Raw genomic sequence first — 18044 nt, forward strand, 5'->3', positions numbered from 1 at the left:
AGCCTACCCCTTTTTCTGGCCGCAACACTTCTTATACTTTTTCCCGCTGCCGCAGGGGCACAGGTCGTTCCGGCCCGTTTGCGGCTCCCCTTTCACAGGCTGTTGCGGTTCGTCTTCATACCGGTTTTCATGAGCTTTTTTCAGGAGTGATTCTTCCTCCGTAGCTTGCGGCTGCGAGACAACCACGTTGACCCGGAAGATATAGCGCAGGAACGTTTCCTGGATGTTCGTGATCATGTCGTTGAACATGTTAAAGGCTTCGTATTTATATTCCACGAGGGGGTCTTTCTGGCCGTAAGCCCGCAGACCGATGCCGTGGCGAAGGTGGTCCATCGCATCGAGATGGTCCATCCAGTTCTCGTCGACGATACGCAGCAGGATGATTCGTTCCAGTTCACGGAGCGTCTCTTCCCCGAGTTCACGCTCACGGCGTTCGTAACTCTCTTGGGCTTTCTCTAGGAAAAAGTCGAGCACATCTTCCTTTTCCATATCCAAAAGCTCTTCCTGATCGATCTCCTCTTCAATGTGGAAGAGTTCCTTAGCGTAGGCGATCATGGCCGGAAGATCCCAGTTTTCCACGTACTTTTCTTCCCCAGCAAACCGTTCGATCATGCTGGAGACGAGCTTGTCGATAAAGTCTTGGACCGTTTCCTTGAGATTTTCCCCGGCCAACACTTTGCGGCGCTGTTCATAGATGACGGTTCGCTGCTGGTTCATCACGTCGTCATATTTAAGCACGTGTTTGCGGATATCAAAGTTGCGCGCTTCCACCCGGCGCTGCGCGTTTTCGATCGCTCGGCTGATCATCCCCGATTCGATAGGCATGGAATCGTCCATGCCGAGTCGATCCATCAACCCTTGAATGTTCTCGGCACCGAAGAGGCGCATCAAGTCGTCTTCTAAAGAGACGTAGAAGCGGCTTTTCCCGGGGTCGCCCTGACGGCCGGAACGGCCGCGAAGCTGGTTGTCGATCCGGCGAGCCTCGTGACGCTCTGTACCGATCACGTACAAGCCACCCGCTTCCGGTACGCCTTCGCCTAAGATGATATCTGTCCCCCGGCCGGCCATATTGGTGGCGATGGTGACCATGCCCCGCTGACCGGCGTTTTTAATGATTTCCGCTTCTTTTTCATGATATTTGGCGTTTAAGACTTGGTGAGAAACGCCGCGCCGTTTTAGTTTTTCGGAAAGGTGCTCTGATTTTTCAATCGAGACCGTACCGACGAGGACAGGTTGTCCCTTTTCATGGGCCTCAATGATATCTTCTACGACAGCATTGAACTTGCCTTCTTCAGTGCGGTAGACGACGTCAGGTACGTCTTCCCGAATAACCGGTTTATTCGTCGGGATGGCGACGACATCCATCTTGTAAATTTCGATGAATTCGTCTTCTTCTGTCCGAGCCGTACCGGTCATACCGGACAGTTTGTTATACATACGGAAGTAATTTTGCAGCGTGATGGTCGCCAAGGTTTGAGACTCGTTTTGAATCTTAAGCCCTTCCTTAGCTTCGATGGCCTGATGCAAACCTTCGGAATAGCGACGGCCGAACATCATGCGGCCGGTAAATTCATCGACGATGATGACTTCTCCGTCTTTGACGACATACTCCTTGTCTCGTTTCATCAAGGCGTACGCTTTTAAACCACAGTTAACATGATGGGCCCATTCCATGTTATCGGCCAAATTGTCAATACCAAGGATCTTCTCGACCTTCTCGACCCCCTCTTCAGTCAAAGTGGCCGAGTGGGCTTTTTCGTCGACTTTATAGTCTACTTCGTTTTTCAGTCGAGGAACCAACCGAGCCACGGTGTAGTACTTTTCGGTAGGCTTATCGGCAGGGCCGGAGATGATCAATGGGGTCCGGGCTTCGTCGACCAAGATCGAATCCACTTCGTCGACGATGGCAAAATTCAGCTCCCGCTGGACCATATGGTGAGGCTGGTTTACCATATTGTCCCGCAGGTAATCAAAACCGAACTCATTATTCGTGCCGTAGGTAATATCGGCAGCGTAGGATTCCCGGCGTTCGGCAAAATCAAGCCCATGGACAATGAGGCCGACCTTCAGTCCGAGGAATCGATGAATACGGCCCATCAACTCGGAGTCCCGACGGGCCAAATAGTCGTTGACGGTAACGACGTGGACACCACGGCCTGTCAAACCGTTCAGATAGGAAGGCAAGGTAGCCACAAGGGTTTTCCCTTCCCCGGTCTTCATCTCAGCGATACGTCCCTGATGAAGGACCATTCCGCCGATTAGCTGGACATCAAAATGGCGCATACCGGTGACACGCTTAGAAGCTTCACGGACCGTAGCGAAGGCTTCCGGAAGGAGGCTGTCCAAACTTTCGCCATTCTCAATGCGTTGACGAAACTCCACCGTTTTGTATTGAAGCGCAGCATCGTCGAGCCGAGTGAATTCAGGCTCCCACGAGTTAATCTGATCGACGATCTTTTTTAGCTTACGAACTTCTTTCGCGTTATCGTCGAGCAATTTCTTTAAAAAGCCAAACAAAGATAATAACTCCTTTCAAAGGCGCTTTGCGTCAACCTATATTCTATCACCCTACAACGGGCAGATGCAATGGAAGGGAAAAAGAACCATAGAAAAAGAGTGCACTAGGCACTCTTTTTGCATACAGCAATATTCTATTGTACTGTCTAAATCCTCTTTGTCGATGAATATCAGTCAAACTCCGGTTCAATCAGGCCGTAGTTGCCGTCCTTCCGGAGGTAGACCACATTGACCTGTTCCGTCTCAGCGTTGGCAAAGACGAAGAAATTGTGGCCGATCAGATTCATCTGCATGACCGCTTCGTCCACGTCCATCGGTTTGAAGGCAAACCGTTTTGAACGGACGATTTTCGGCTCAAAAGCTTCTACACGGCTCTCGACGGCAAAATCCTTAAATCCATGGCCTTTTAGCTTGCGGGAAAGGCGCGTTTTATGGGCATCAATCTGCTTTTCCAGCTTCTCAAAGACCAGATCGATCGATGCATACATGTCGGGATGGGATTCTTCGGCCCGCAGGATCAGGTCACCGGCTGGGACCGTCACCTCGACTTTGGACATATCCCCTTCGACAGAAAGGGTCGCGCGGGCACCGCCCAAGGTGTTAAAGTACTTTTCCAGTTTGGAGAGGCGTTTGACCACATACTCACGTAGGGCATTGGTGATTTCAATGTTTTTTCCGCGAACTTGGATGTTCATCAGGCATCAGCTCCTTCGCGTAGTAACCGGTTCTTGTAGTATTATTCCCTAAAGGGCTCGGAAATTCCTGCCGATAGAAGATAAAATCCGGAATATTGTTCAAATAATCTCAAAACCGCTGTTCTAAAGCTTGCAACGACTCTATCGTCTGTTCCATTTGGCTCAAGATTTCCTCCGAACGGCGGCTTACTTCTGCAAAAAAAAGTTTTCCCCGCACCAGGTCTTGCTGGATTGCTTCCCTCTCATCGACCGGTTCCGAAAAGAGCATCGACTGATCTAACTGAATCGTGATAGGGCGGAAAGCAAGGCGTAAAAAGTCCATCGTTTTTTTATCGCCTTCAATTCGCTGGCGAATCTTGTCCAGCTTTTTATAGTATTGAGCAAAACGCTTATCTACATCCATCTTGCCAGTCGCAAAACGCTGGTGCTTGACGATTAACTCTTCTCCTTTACGGCATTCAGCGACGATAATCTTGAGATGCCGTCGGAGATGATGTAATTCCTTTACTACCGCTCCCCTAGCCAAAGAGAGCTCTCGCTCGCCCGTAGCATAGGCCTCTGTAATGACGGTTCGAAAAGGACCCCTTCCAACGGCCGAACGGGTTTCCTCCAACTGTTCAATAACGTCGGCGAGTCTGGACACTTCAGTTCCCGGTATGCCGATACCGCCTTCTGTCGCATTAATGTAACGACGACCTGGGTACCCTTGAATGAACCAGTGAAACCAATCGCGAAAAGCGAGCCAAGTTTCCTGAGTGTAGGTCTTTTGACCGTAGATGTCTTCCATCTCAATGTATTGGCTCATATCTTGCCCGTCAAAGCTCTGGTCATGAGCCGATCCCCGCACATGGGAGTGCCGACCTGTAAAAGCCAGGTCTTGACCGACAAAAACGATCGGATCACAGCCGAGATGGTAAGCCAGGTTCAATCCTAAGTTTGCTACAGAAGCGCCTACATTTAAGGAGGAACGACTCACGTCGAATGCTGTAGATAAAATCCCATATAATCCAGCCTTATCGGGGGCAAAAAGACAGAACCGGTTTCCACCGCCCCAATAGGTATCTAAGATGGATGGATAGATTGTCGAATCAAAAACAAGTGGAACATCATCGGCAGGAATACCTTGAAAGTGACTAAAGTTTGGGCTTCCTCCATCAATAGAGACCACTAGATGAGGACGGATCCCCCGCTGTTGCAACTTACGTAAAGATGGTCCCGTAGCGATTAAAAGGCCATACTTCGAAAAATGGCGTAACTGCTCAATGTTCTTGTCTAAGGAAGGACCTGCCGCGATGATAACAGCAGGTACAGAGGGGAATCGACCGTAGAGATGACAAACCGGACTCGACTGTAGCACCGCTGGCAAGTTACGTAAAAAGTTGATAGTCCAGGTCTGACTGAAATAGTTTTCTGTGGCAACACCGATTTGCTGCGTCTGAAAAAACTTATCGAGGCTTTCTTTCACCGATTCATAGTAACCGTCAAATAGTGCCGTCAAATAGTGGAACTCATACAATTGGGCCGACAGCGCATCATTGGCCGATAGATTGAGGTGATGCATAATCGGAGCCACGGAAGAACTGTCTACATCGACGGCATAGCGAATGCGCGGATCAGAAAGCACATCCCGAAGATTGATTGTCCATAGAGCAAGCCAAAAGATGTCGATAGATCGCTCAAAAAGAACAATCTTTCCTTGAGCAGGGATAATCTGTCGAAGTATTTTCATCGTATAGCCAAGTCCAAATCCAAAGACGACGAGTAGACTCGTTGGATCTCCGACAACTTCTTGCACCCATTCCCGCGCTTGCTTCTGCGGATCTATCGGAGAATGCAGGAAAATCCGTTCCTGACCTGTGTCGATCAGCAGGGTAAGGTCTCCCGACGGTGTCAACTCCACTTGAAAAGGTTGGTTATAGGGCGGCTTGTACTGAGCCATCCGTTCCGCCAAAGGGGGCTGCACCGTGGCCAAAGCACGGATATTCGCCTCAAAAATATTGTCGTTTAGAAACCGTACATAAGGGGGCGGAACGAATTGCATGTTCTTTTCGCCTCGTTTCTCCCATTTGGCACTAAATCATAAGCATAGAAAAGCGCCGACGTATCAGCGGCGCTTTTATTATAACTGAAACCCTATTCTGTTGCACCCCACCGTGTCGGCCACCACATTTTGTACAATAACTTATAAATCCATGTAAAAACGCTATTTTACAGCACCGTTAGAGAACTTTGCTTAAAAATGCTTTTGTTCTTTCATGACGAGGATTTCCGAAAATCTGTTCCGGCGAGCCCTCTTCGACAATAACTCCTTCATCCATAAAAATGACTCGATCGCCCACTTCCCGAGCAAAGCCCATCTCGTGAGTGACGACGACCATGGTCATGCCTTCACGAGCCAAATCTTTCATGACATTCAAAACCTCACCAACCATCTCCGGGTCGAGTGCCGACGTCGGCTCGTCAAAGAGCATAATCTTCGGCTTCATTGCCAAGGCTCGGGCTATAGCGACTCGTTGCTGCTGACCGCCTGATAGTTGTTCGGGATAAGCCCTTTCCTTTTCCGATAAACCGACCTTGGTTAAAAGTTCCCTCGCAAATCTTTCTGCTTCCACCTTCGGCATCTTGCGGACTTGTACGGGAGCCAGTGTAATATTCTCTAGCACCGTCATATGAGGGAAGAGATTGAACCGTTGGAACACCATCCCCACTTCTGCTCGTACCCGGTTAATGTCGGTCTCTTTATGGGTAAGGTGGATTCCTTCCACCTGAATCTCCCCTTCGGTAGCTTCTTCCAGGTGGTTGATGCAGCGCAGCAAGGTACTTTTACCGGAACCGGAGGGACCGATAATACAGACAACCTCTCGCTCGGCGACCGTCAAATCAACACCACGTAAAACATGAAGCGAACCAAATTTTTTATGCAAGCCTTTAATTTCTATCATCAGGAATTAACTCCTTGTCACAGTCTGCTGCCGAGTCTATCTCTTACCACGGCCGGTCATCGATGAGCTTTCAGTGCCAACCTCGACTCGTACCAGGCTACCAATCGTGTAAAGGCCAAGGTCATTACGAGATAAACGAAAGCTACGGGAAGCCAGGCTTCCCAGACGCGATAGGTCGAGCCGTAGACGGTGCGTCCCGCCATGGCTAACTCAGGGAGAGAGATTACAGACACCAGCGATGAATCCTTCAACATGGCAATAAACTCGTTGCCCAAAGGAGGAATAATCCGTCGAAACGCCTGCGGCAATATGATATGGCGCATCGCTTGAGGATAAGTCATCCCCAAGGAACGGGCGGCTTCCATCTGTCCTTTGTCGATAGACTGAATACCGGCACGAAAAATCTCGGCCACATAAGCACCCGAGTTGATGCTTAAAGCGATTAAACCGGAAGTCATCGCAGAAAGCGAAAAACCCAACAGTTTCGGTGCGCCGAAGTGGACGATAAAAATCTGTACTAATAAGGGGGTTCCTCGAATGACGTCGGTGTAGATAGCGGCAAACCAACGCAGCGGCGTAAACTTAGTCAACCGAGCAAGCGCCACAATAAGACCGATGATCGTCCCAATAGTGACGGCGATGGCAGTCAGTTTTAGAGTCATCCAACCGCCCATCAGGAACATATCATAGTAGCTGTATACAATGTCCCAACGAAAATCCATGAGTTTTAGCGACTCCTTTTACATTTTCATGAACTTGAAACACAGAAAAGGCGCCTCAGGTGGTCCCTGGGACGCCTCCCTTACAGAGACTAGACATCTGCCATAGATATTATCTCAATAAATAAAAAGCTAACGCAAGTAGCGGTTTTACTTGCTGGCCATATACTTGTCGGAGATCTCTTTGATTTTTCCGTTCTTTTTCATCTTATCTAATGCGTCATTCACCTTTTTCTGCAGTTCCGTGTTTCCTTTTTGAACAGCAATCCCGTATTCTTCCGTTTCAAAGCTAGTATCATCCAGCAGGGACAATTTTGCGGACGGATTGTTCTTTAAGAAATACTGAACAACAGGCTTATCCGCCACAACCGCTTCGACATCGCCATTGATCAGCATATTCAACGCCGTCGGCGTGGTGTCAAAACGAGAGATTTTTGGGTTTTTGGCCCCCATTAACTTCTCAACTACATCTTGACCCGTCGTGGCGTTTTGTACACCCACTTTTTTATCTTTTAATTCAGCAAAAGTTTTGATGGGCGAACCCTCTTTGACAGCTATCGATTGGACCGCCACAAAGTAAGGATTGGAAAAGTCCACCGTTTGTTTGCGTTTATCATTGATGGTCATGGCCGAAATGATCATGTCTACGTTTTTATTAGCCAAGGAAGAGATAATCCCGTCAAAAGGTGTGTCCACGATTTCAATATCCGCGTTAATCTCCTTGCCGACTTCTTTAATCAGGTCAATGTCAAAGCCGACAATTTCACCTTTGTCATTCTTCCATTCAAAAGGAGCATAGGCAGCATCTGAGGCAACACGAAGGACATTTTTTGACGGTTCTTTTGCACTTTGGGTCGGTTGACTTCCACAACCAGCCACGGTGGTAAGCAGGCCTACACAAAGCAAACTGGCAAGACCGATCTTCAACCATTGTTTCATAACGAAAAATCTCCCCCTGTATTTCGACAAATATAAACGTTATTCGACAATATTCTATATTATTGCGAACGAATTAACAATGCCTCGTATATAAATTCATGATATTTTGCAAAAAAGCCCCTCCACCGTGAGCGATTCGGCGGAGGGGCTTTTTTGTATGAATCCTCAGGGAAAAATCGGGCTTACCTGATTAACGGCAGATAGCTTTAGCGTGCTCCAGCGCAACGGAAACACATCGGGCTGCACCAAGACCATCCATCTTTAACATTCCGCACTGGACAATCCTTTGTGCTTCTAAACCCGCAAATAACCGATGTAATTGCCCTGCAATAAATCGAGGATCTAACGGCGCCAGCCGGCTTACCGAGCCATCCCAATCCATCGCTTGCAATTCGGGATGAAGCGAAATGGACATGCCGCCGGAGATGGCAACCTTTGCTGATAGGAGCTGATTGTCGGCCTGCAGCACCAATAAAATGGGCACACCGATACAAAGCATTTCCTGCAAGGTTACACCCGCGGCGATGATGGCCATGTCGACCGAAGCTGCCAAATCCAAAATATTGATCGGTGGTTTGTGCCACTGAATCCAATGTCGATCCCAAGCGGCAGTAGGAGGCTTCATAAAGGGACCCAATACGACATGAACACGAAAATCGTTAATTTCTTGGCAATTCGATATAAAAAGCTCTAGTCCAGCCAAAATGGACGGTAAATGCCCCTGTACATCGTCGCCCCCTACCGTGACCAGTACACGTAACTTTACAGACTGATGCATTGCAATTGGAACGGGAGCATTCGCTTCCAGAGGGGACTCGCTCAAAGGGACCTTCTCTTTGATACGTTTTGTTCGAATCGTCCTAACCTGTTGACGGAGCAGAGCATAGTGAGGTCCTGCCAAATAGATGCCCTCGTCATGACAAAAGGTGTACTCAGCACCCTCTGCCGCTAAGCTCCCATTAATGACCAGATTGCATCCGATTGGGGAAGAATAGAAATCATCCATATAGACCACATACAGTCCGGCCTGCCGGTAGCGGTCTAATTGTTCCAATGGCATCCGATAACTATCGACAACGAATATCTGATAGGCATCGCAGCAAAGCTCCCTCACCCACCCTTCCGGATCGGTAAAAAAGTAATCTCGATCATGCGCAGGCAACGGGAAGAATAGACCCGGTGCCAAAGATTCCAGTTCGGCCTGCCCCTCTCCCAGTAAGACCGGTTGAAAGGACTGATCGCGAAAAGCTTCAGCCAAAGCGATACAGCGCATGGCATGTCCAAGTCCAATACCGGGACCGATGTCAAAATAAAAAAGGACTTTCCGATGGATCCCTTTTTTTATAGACACGCCTTCACACCATCTCGCAAGCAATCGATCACACGCTCTTGCTCTGCATCGGTCAGTCCGTAAAAAATAGGTAAGGATATGGAACGACGGTAGAATTGCTCCGCCTTAGGGCAAAGCCCTGCCGTATAGCCAAGACTGCGATAGTAGGGGTGTAAATAGACAGGCACGTAATGGACATTCACGCCAATTCCTCGACTACGGAGGTAATCATAAAGACTCTTGCGTCTCTCTCCAGAATGATCATTCTGGACACCGATCACATATAAATGCCATGCTGATTGTCGCCCTTCTCGCTTTCCGGGCAGTTGAATCCTTTCTTTTTCTGCGAGATCTTTCAATGCTTCGTCATAGCGTTCGGCGATCTCTCTTCGCCGTGTCAGAAAGCGATCCAGTTTTTCAAGCTGGCTCAGACCTAATCCGGCTTGGATATCGGTCAACCGGTAATTATAGCCGAGTTCCACCATCTCATAATACCAGTCGCCATCATTCCCGGCCATTTCCTCCGGTATCCGTGTGACGCCGTGGGTCCGAAACCGCTGCAGTTTCCGCCGCAATTGCAGATCGTCAGAGACCACCATACCGCCTTCGCCGGTCGTAATGTGTTTGACGGGGTGAAAAGAAAAACAGGTGAGGGAACTCACAGCACCGATCGGCTTTCCATGATAATAGGCACCGAGGGCATGGGCAGCGTCTTCAATGACCGTTAGGCCGTAATGGCAAGCCAGTTTATGAATCTCAGCCATATCCGCCGGCAAGCCTGCGTAGTGAACAGCTACGATCGCTTTCGTTCGAGCGTTGATTAAGGGCTCCAATTGGGACACATGCATATTGCCTGTATCCGATTCCACGTCTGCAAAAACCGGCTTGGCCCCTACGTAAAGAGCCGCATTGGCGGTAGCTGCAAACGTCATAGCCGGTACGATCACCTCGTCACCAGGGCCAAATCCGGAAGCTGAATAGGCTCCATGCAAGGCATCTGTCCCCGATGAAAAAGCCACGCCAAAAGCCGCCTGAACCCGTTGAGCGATTTTCGCTTCAAAACTATCCACAACAGGCCCTGTCGTCAGATAATCTTTTCGAAGGACCTCTGCGACGGCAGCAATATCTTCATCATCAATATGTTGACGAGCATAGGGAATAAAGGGTCTCACGCTCATATGTTTTCCATCGGCCGAAAGGCCACTTCCTTTCTTATGTTCCATCTAATCCTGTTGCCTTCGTCGCCATGAGTTTTAGTCCCTCTGTACAATCGGCTGCAAATCTTCCGGTTGTACATTTTTTTGGACCACGCCATCGTTAAGTCGCGCCCACTGTGGATTCTCATCAAGCCACGCCAAAACAGTGGGAACAGAGACGATCCTGCCGGGGCGGTAAAACCGGTCATAAATCTCCGCCAACAATTGGTAGTCTAACGGTTCATCGACGCACAGCCGATACTGGGGACGTCGGTAGATTTCCGGCACTGGACAGCGGGCCACCTTATATAGACCGGAATGATAGAGATGGAAGGTCACATGCTCCCGAGCTGCCGGATATCTTCCATCACGATGAGCCTCTTCCAGAGCATCCCGTGAGAATACCTCCGTATCGAGACCACGAGGCCCACCTTCGACGGCTAGATAGTCGAACGGTTGGGCTTGGAAGTAATCAATCGCCGATCCAACTACATCGGGATCAATGAGCGGGCAGTCCGCAGTGATGCGCACGATCCTATCCGCCCCTACCTCCTGAGCACAACCGACATAGCGCGAAAGGACATCGCTCTCATCCCCTCGAAATACATAGATGCCCCATTGCCGCGCTATTTCGGCTAAAGAATCGTCCGCCGCCAGATGGCTTGTGGCTAAGCACAAGACTTGAGCCTCCCGAACCCGCTTTAACCGATCAAATATATGCCAAAGAACTGGCTTTCCTGACAACGGTTTGAGCACTTTTCCTGGAAGACGGGTAGATCCCATCCGGGCCTGAACGATAATGGCTGTAGACATGAGAGCACCTCCTGCGTAAATTACCCTATCTATTGAAACATTCTTTTCTATCTCATTCTGTATCGTAGCGGAAGCGGCAAGAGTTAATCTCATTCTCTGTATAAAGTGGCCATTACCCAAACTTTTGTTTGCCCGGTGAAAGTTACCGCAGAACTTGTCTGCTTGGTAACTCCCTGGGATCTAATACAGAAAACCGTACCGCCGGTTCAGCATCTCGGTTGCCGAGATAATAGAGAGTAACTAATTTCTCATCCACCCAAGCCAAATCTGCATATCCACCATCATAGGGATTCCCTGAATAAAAATCTAACAGTTTTCTTCCGGTAAGACCGTATTCACCGAAATCGGTCTGTTTCGCTTTTCCTGTCGATAGATCAGATAACGGATTGAACTCTGCCAATCCTACGGCACTTTGATTTATTGTCATTAACCTGCGGTAAGCTAACAAAATTTGCCCCTTTTGATGAATCGCCATTGGGGCATGCGCCATGGAAAATAGTTTCTTGGGAGGAGACCACTGTAATAAGTCCGTTGACTCAGTCACCCAGATTCCAAAGGGCCCATTATCCTGCCGCATGAACATATAGTAGCTATGACCGTCAAAGACAATGGAGCTTTCGTTGAGGATCACTTCCCGGGGGTAATCAGTGATCGTCGCTAACAGGTCCCAATGATGCCCATCGTCCGTCACTAACAAAAACGGTCGTATCACTGGTTCACCTTTTCGCTGTCCATAGGCGGGAAAAACATATCCCCGGCTTGATGTAAAGGACTTACCATAAAAAACGAACCAATCGATCGAGGGGATCGTCACAGGCCACCGATCATCGAAATCCGGTTCAGCGGCAAAAGAAACAGTCGGAGCGATAGCTTTTCCTGGAATATAGGTCCGTGTGCAGAGGGAGAACCGGTTCTCATCGAGTCGTGATACAATTGCATCCAACTCATTCTCACTAGAAAAGACAACCGTTCCGCAAGACTCCCAAGATTCATCAGAATCTCTGTAGGCCTTAACACGGCGACGTGTCTTCGAAATCCACCTCGAAAAAGAGTTACCACTCGTCAAACGAAGCGACCTATCTTTTAACTGATGAAAGAATTCCTCTTTCTCCAGGATGATTTCCCGAACGACACCGTCCATTCCGTGACATTGACGTTTATCTTTAGTCCCTTGGCGATAGTAGATGTACAGCTTTCCTTTATGCTCTACGAACGTAGGAAACGAAGAATATACATTTTTACGGCGAGGCACCAATGTCGCAACCTGCACATTCACACACCTCTTTCTGTGTAGTGTATCAAATTATACCTTTTTACCCAGGCGTAAACAACCAACGGGAACTGTTGACCAAGACTTCTCAAGGGGACTCCGTATTTTAACGATAATAAATACATCGATCGACATGCCACCGGAAAGGACGGATCTCCATGCGTATTCAATCGTATTCAACGGGAACCGCTCGTCCTGATATTGATCCATCCCTTGAACTTCAACAAGGAGAAGTATATACAGGAAACCTTAAGAAGCTCACTTCAGCCCAAGAAGGTGTCATTCAAATCCGGGGGCAGGATGTACAAGTCCGCTTTGAAGGCAACCCTCCAAAAGGAGATCGTTTTGCACTGGAAATCACCGGTTCTAACGGGAGTACTGTTCAAGTTAAAGTTCTTGAAGCCCCCCCCAGCAACAACTCAACTGCCCGCTCCAGTGAACCGGATATCGGAAGCATTATCCGTACCTTCGGAGTGACTCCTTCCGAAGATTTGACCCAGGCGACACGCCTCGTGATGGAGCGTGGACGGCCACTGAACAAAGACACCATTCAGGAACTGAAAAGCTTTTTGGATAAAACACCGGGCTCTTCAGCAGATAAACTTAAAACAGTCCAGGCACTGCTTAATAAAAACCTAGAGGTTACATTCCCACAGCTAAAGGCAGTTCAAGAAGCTTTGAATGGTCGTCCTCTCGGACAAGTACTCGTCGATTTAGCGAGTCAGCTTGATCCCGAGTGGAATATTCCACAACCATCAAATGTTTCCACAAGCCCGTCTGTTACTCCCTCCGAATCATCGATACCACCTTCATCCACCTCAACATCCCAATCGCCCAAAGAAGCGTTGGCCCAAGTTTTATCGACCATCTCCAGAAGCTCCAGCCTCACAGAATCAATCAAAGTCGTCCAAGACTTAACCCGTCAATTATCAACAAATGGGCAGGTTGATCGTCCTATTGCGGTTGTGCTAGAGCGTGCCGTCTCGGAGGCACATATCTTCGCCTCTGTAGGCCGTGACCAAGCAGGTTCTGAGCGTCTTCAGCAGGCTCTCAAACAGGTACTGAAAAGCTTGCCGGAAAATCCTCCCTCAGCCCCTGCCACCCCCACTCCATCTGCTCCTTCCCCTCCTGCATTAACATCGCCAACGCAATCGGCACAAACCTTACCGGCCCGCCAGCAAGCGGACACCTCCGCAAAACCACCTTCCCAGCCAACATCAGTCGGCAACATTCTATCGCCGAAAGAACAGGTGTCCCAGGCTTTATCCACTGTCTCCAAAAGCTCCAACATGATGGAGTCAATCAAAGTCGTCCAGGACTTAGCCCGTCAATTATCGACAAATGGGCAGGTTGATCGTCCCATTGTGGTTGCGCTAGAACGTGCCGTCTCGGAGGCACAAATCTTTGCCTCCGTAGGCCGTGACCAAGCAAGTTCTGAACGCCTTCAACATGTTCTCAAACAGATACTGGGAAAATTACCTGAAAATCCACCTGCTATCTCTACCTTTCCTTCTACATCTACACCTCCCCCCCCTGCTTTGACATCACCAACGCAATCGGTACAATCCTTACCGTTGAGTATCGGTTCAAGACCGGCTAACTCCGATGCGACGATGAAGATATACCTCACCCAGGCTGCTGCTATCATCCGCCAAGTACCCGATCTCAACCAAGCGCTTCGACAAATCAGTGATACACTTGCAGCTAACAGGGAGATAGATCCAGAATTAGCCATCAAAGTTGAGCAACAACTGGATAGCGCACGCCAACTTCAGCAAAAAGGCTACGAAGGCCTTGCCCGAGAACGTCTAAGCCAGTCTTTGGAACAGATGGCTCGCCAGCAAGCAAACAGCTTCACAAAACCACCTTCCTATCCAACATCAGTCAGCAATGTTCCCTCAGCGAAAGAGTCGGTAGCGCAAGCTTTTTCCACCGTCTCCAAAAGCTCCAACCTGACAGAGTCAATCAACGTCGTTCCCTCTAATGAAACAACCAAGTCGCTGTTGATAAACGCTGCGACGGTGGCTCGGCAAGAAACAGATCTCAGTAAAGCAATCGGCTGGATTAGAGATGCCGTTACTGCCAATCGAACGATCGAGCCTGCGTTGTCCATGAAGGTGCAACAACAACTAAGTAACGCCAGTCAACTTCAACAAAAGGGTTACGAGCGTCTTGCTCGCGAGCACTTAAGTCAGTTTTTGGAACAGATGGTCCGCGAAGAAGCGGATTCTCCCGCAAAACCAACTTCCCATCCACAATCTGCTGGGAATTTTATATCCACGAAAGATCAGGTAGCCCAAGTCTATTCGACGGTCTCCAATAGTTCTAACGTGGCCGAGTCGACCAAACTTGTCCAGGACTTAGTAAGACAGTTATCGACAAATGGGCAGGTGAACCGTCCCATTGTAGTTGCACTAGACAAGGCCGTCTCTGATGCTCGCACCCTTGCGTCCACAGGACAGGAGCAATTGGGCAACGCCCGCCTCATCCAAGCACTCGGTCAGGTAACAGAAGAGCTACAAAAGCTTTTCTCTAAATCATCCCCGACGTCATCACTGTTAGACATTGCTCAATCGCCGGCGACAGCTCAGTCATCTCAAACTACTCCCTTAGCCCAAACCGACCCATTTCTACAAGCGGCCTCAGAACCTTCATCAACTCCAGCCGACTCACCGGAGGAGTTTGAAAAAATCGTCTCCCAAGCCTATGCGGAAGCGCTGGAAATGGGCGGTATTCAACTCCCCGCTAAAAATTATCTCGTCACCGAAATCACCCAACGGTTGAGCCAAGCAACCCAAGACTTCCGCAACCTCAAACGGGAAGTTGTCCGCAACATCGATAGCATTTCACAGGTCTTACAAAACAACCGCAACTACGTTCTCCCCTTGGTCAAACCACTGCTCGAATCCACCATCGATATCTTAGATAATGCAATCCTCAAAAGTGACATCACACTTTTCACCGATATGGGTACGGAAAAGAAACTGATGGTCGCCAGCAGTCGTCTCGCAGAGGCTCGGAATTTTCTCAGCCAGGGTAACAACGGTAAAGCCCAGGAGATCCTAACCGAAGTAAAAGACCTCCTCGAAAACCTCAACTGGCGGCCATCCGATGTAAAAGTCCGGCGCATCCTCACAGACAGCGGTCTCTTCTCCTTCGATAAAAACCCTATGGAACGGTTAGGACGACAGATGGACCAAGTCCTAAGTGCTTTATCCATTCCTAACAGTCCAAGCAGAGATTCGTCCCTGGCGCCCTCCTCATCCCCCGCTTCCGGTTCGGGAAATACTGCTGGAGCAACAACAGAACCTTCTGCCCGTGATATTTATAATCTCATTCGCACGTTGGGCCTCAATCATGACAGTGAAGTTGCCCAGTCGCTGGCGAGCAACCGTCAAACAAATCTATCTTCGGAAGCCCAGAACCTCAACTCTTCCCGATTTACCGACCAGGACGGCGGAAGCGGCACCCATTCTCAACAATCCTTCAACCAAAATCCTAACTCTGACCAGGATAAATATTCACATAACCTCAAATCCACCCTACTGCAACTGGCCAAGAGCGACAGTCCCTTACCGCCATCTGTCCACGCCTTAGCCGAACAGGCCTTAAACAACCTTACAGGCCAGCAACTCCTCAGCAAAAGCGACATTGGCACCAATATGCAATCACTCTTTTTTAACCTGCCCATGCTCCTTGGAAACCAAGTTGAAAGTCTACAAGTCTGGGTCAACGGACGCAATGAGCGGCAAAAAATGAACTGGGAAAATTGTAATCTCTACTTCCTGATCGATACACCCCAATACGGCGATACCGGTATTGCCCTCTCCGCCGTGGACCGCAATCTTTCTATCACCTTGAAGAATGACAAAGACGATTTTAAAGAAAAGGTCGCTTCTTTGGTCGAAAAATGTAAGGAGAACCTGAAAAAGATCGGTTATAATATTTCATCAGTGCAGTTCACAGGGTTGACCGAAGAAAAAAGCACGGCTACAACTGGTGAAGCTTTTTCCCAGATCAATATCACCCCTGGTACTAAGCCAACGGCAGCAAAAGTCACTCAAGGGGGATTCAGCTTCAAAATCTAAAAAAAGCCCCCGGTATCCGCCGGGGGCTGCTCATTTTTTACTCACTCAAGGGAACGGGCGAATTCAACGATAATTATCCTAGATGAATGCCCCTGTAGAAACGAGGAACACCTAATGAACTACCGTTTCTTTAATCAAAAACAAAAAAAAGAAATCGGCGGGCCCACGGCAGCCGCCCTTCGTTATGATGCCAACAGCGATACGCCGGTGGTCATTGCCCAAGGTAAGGGGCATCTCGCTCGAAAAATCATCGACCTTGCAAAAGAAAAAAATATCCCGATCCAAGAAGATACGTTGCTGGTAGAAAACTTAATCGATATGGATCTTGGCGACACCATCCCCCCTCAACTGTACCTAGTCATCGCCGAAATCCTTCTACTTCTTGAAGATATGGAAAATCACCAAAGTATACAGTAAGGCAGTGATACATCAATGGAAGTCAATAAAATTGGCAAAACCGGAGCGGTAAACAAAAAAAACAATCCCGAAGTCCCAACAGAAAAGATATCCTTCTCCGAAATCATGGCCCAACGGCGAGACCACATGAATACAGAGAAATACTCCAAAATGGTAGAAAAGATTGAAGACCAAGGCAATATCCTCGCTCAATCTCGGACCGTTGAAGACCTAAAAAAATACAAAGAACTGGTTAAGCAATTCATGGATGATGTCATTAAAGACGGCCTCAAGCTAGAAGAACGGCGTGGCTTCAATCGCCGGGGACGAGCCAAGATTTACAAAATCGTCACCAAAGTGGACGAAAAGCTTCTTGAACTCACAGACCATGTCCTAAAAAAACAAGCCAACGGCCTGAAAATCCTCGGACTCGTCGGTGAGATTAAAGGTTTGCTGGTCGATACGTACACCTAAGCGAGAATCGGTAGAAAAAAGACGATGAACCCAAAAACAGGCTAAACTTTCTCAAGAATAAACCCGATAATAAAAGAGATTTACATTGCTATATCGGAACGAAACGTTTCGCTTTTACAAATGAGCATGCATTTAAATCCGTAGGAGGTGACATTCACTTGGAACGAATCCCGACAGAGCAAGAAATTTACCAAATGTCATCCCAAGAGTTAACTTTGGTATTATACGAAAGTCTGATCGATCGACTTCAAAACTCTTTAGTAGCTATTCGTGAAAAACGTATTGGCGCGGCCAATCAAGAGTTGCAAAAAGCCAACGATATTGTAGAACGACTTGGAGCCGGTATTAATTATGAAGCAGGTGCCGTAGCAGAACAATTTGATGCCCTCTATAATTTTGTAGCCGACCGTCTTTATGAAGCGAATTGGAAAAAAGACGCTGCTATCATTACGGACATCTTAAAGACAATAGAACCGATTGAAGAAGCTTGGAAACAAATGTTGAAGCAAGGCCCCACAAACCGTTCCGAACAGATTCGTAGGCAGACTTCAGTATATGAACGCAATCTTGCCTATGACTACGATGCGATGGATATTTGCGATTCCGTTGATCGGCGAGAGTAAGAACAGGTGATTTTATGATCTCAAATATATCGGGGAGAGATG

14 protein-coding genes are annotated in these 18044 nt (G+C 48.4%); 4 read left to right on the forward strand and 10 right to left on the reverse strand.

The window, feature by feature from the left end:
- Positions 1-3: 3 nt before the first annotated feature.
- The 10 genes from secA to GJ688_RS11720 all read right to left on the reverse strand — a co-directional run bounded on the left by secA (position 4) and on the right by GJ688_RS11720 (position 12421).
- Positions 4-2517, reverse strand: coding sequence for a preprotein translocase subunit SecA (gene secA / locus GJ688_RS11675; RefSeq protein WP_155476735.1), 2514 nt, complete (start codon positions 2515-2517; stop codon positions 4-6).
- A 170-nt stretch (positions 2518-2687) separates the two neighbouring features.
- Positions 2688-3212, reverse strand: coding sequence for a ribosome hibernation-promoting factor, HPF/YfiA family (gene hpf, locus GJ688_RS11680; RefSeq protein ID WP_155476736.1), 525 nt, complete (start codon positions 3210-3212; stop codon positions 2688-2690).
- A gap of 109 nt (positions 3213-3321) precedes the next feature.
- A complete protein-coding gene (locus GJ688_RS11685; protein WP_155476737.1) occupies positions 3322-5253 on the reverse strand; it encodes a motility associated factor glycosyltransferase family protein in 1932 nt (643 codons plus the stop codon).
- A 178-nt stretch (positions 5254-5431) separates the two neighbouring features.
- The gene (locus GJ688_RS11690; RefSeq protein ID WP_155476738.1) at positions 5432-6154 is read right to left on the reverse strand and encodes an amino acid ABC transporter ATP-binding protein; all 723 of its coding nucleotides are present in this window, start codon (positions 6152-6154) and stop codon (positions 5432-5434) included.
- A 56-nt stretch (positions 6155-6210) separates the two neighbouring features.
- Positions 6211-6876 carry an amino acid ABC transporter permease gene (locus GJ688_RS11695; protein WP_155476739.1) on the reverse strand — a complete coding sequence of 222 codons (666 nt, stop codon included), beginning with the start codon at positions 6874-6876 and terminating at the stop codon, positions 6211-6213.
- Between the two features lie 147 nt (positions 6877-7023).
- Positions 7024-7812 (reverse strand): basic amino acid ABC transporter substrate-binding protein, encoded by a 789-nt coding sequence (locus GJ688_RS11700; protein WP_155476740.1) that lies wholly within the window; start codon positions 7810-7812, stop codon positions 7024-7026.
- 190 nt (positions 7813-8002) lie between these two features.
- Positions 8003-9163, reverse strand: coding sequence for a hypothetical protein (locus GJ688_RS11705; protein ID WP_155476741.1), 1161 nt, complete (start codon positions 9161-9163; stop codon positions 8003-8005).
- Positions 9154-10365 carry a UDP-4-amino-4,6-dideoxy-N-acetyl-beta-L-altrosamine transaminase gene (pseC, locus tag GJ688_RS11710; RefSeq protein WP_235910942.1) on the reverse strand — a complete coding sequence of 404 codons (1212 nt, stop codon included), beginning with the start codon at positions 10363-10365 and terminating at the stop codon, positions 9154-9156. The genes GJ688_RS11705 and pseC overlap by 10 nt, the downstream gene beginning before the upstream one ends.
- A 30-nt stretch (positions 10366-10395) precedes the next feature.
- On the reverse strand, positions 10396-11151 hold the full coding sequence (locus tag GJ688_RS11715) for a cytidylyltransferase domain-containing protein (RefSeq protein ID WP_170291913.1): 756 nt from the start codon (positions 11149-11151) through the stop codon (positions 10396-10398).
- Between the two features lie 142 nt (positions 11152-11293).
- The gene (locus GJ688_RS11720; protein WP_155476743.1) at positions 11294-12421 is read right to left on the reverse strand and encodes a sialidase family protein; all 1128 of its coding nucleotides are present in this window, start codon (positions 12419-12421) and stop codon (positions 11294-11296) included.
- A gap of 158 nt (positions 12422-12579) precedes the next feature.
- On the opposite strand from GJ688_RS11720, the gene GJ688_RS11725 reads away from it, so the two are divergent.
- The 4 genes from GJ688_RS11725 to fliS all read left to right on the forward strand — a co-directional run bounded on the left by GJ688_RS11725 (position 12580) and on the right by fliS (position 18002).
- Positions 12580-16509, forward strand: coding sequence for a hypothetical protein (locus GJ688_RS11725; RefSeq protein ID WP_155476744.1), 3930 nt, complete (start codon positions 12580-12582; stop codon positions 16507-16509).
- A gap of 114 nt (positions 16510-16623) precedes the next feature.
- The gene (locus tag GJ688_RS11730) at positions 16624-16926 is read left to right on the forward strand and encodes an EscU/YscU/HrcU family type III secretion system export apparatus switch protein (protein WP_155476745.1); all 303 of its coding nucleotides are present in this window, start codon (positions 16624-16626) and stop codon (positions 16924-16926) included.
- A 15-nt stretch (positions 16927-16941) separates the two neighbouring features.
- A complete protein-coding gene (locus tag GJ688_RS11735; protein WP_155476746.1) occupies positions 16942-17379 on the forward strand; it encodes a YaaR family protein in 438 nt (145 codons plus the stop codon).
- A gap of 158 nt (positions 17380-17537) precedes the next feature.
- Positions 17538-18002, forward strand: a complete 465-nt coding sequence (gene fliS / locus GJ688_RS11740; RefSeq protein ID WP_155476747.1) for a flagellar export chaperone FliS — start codon at positions 17538-17540, stop codon at positions 18000-18002.
- Positions 18003-18044: the final 42 nt, after the last annotated feature.

Source organism: Heliobacterium mobile (assembly GCF_009720735.1).
Lineage (GTDB): Bacteria > Bacillota > Desulfitobacteriia > Heliobacteriales > Heliobacteriaceae > Heliobacterium > Heliobacterium mobile.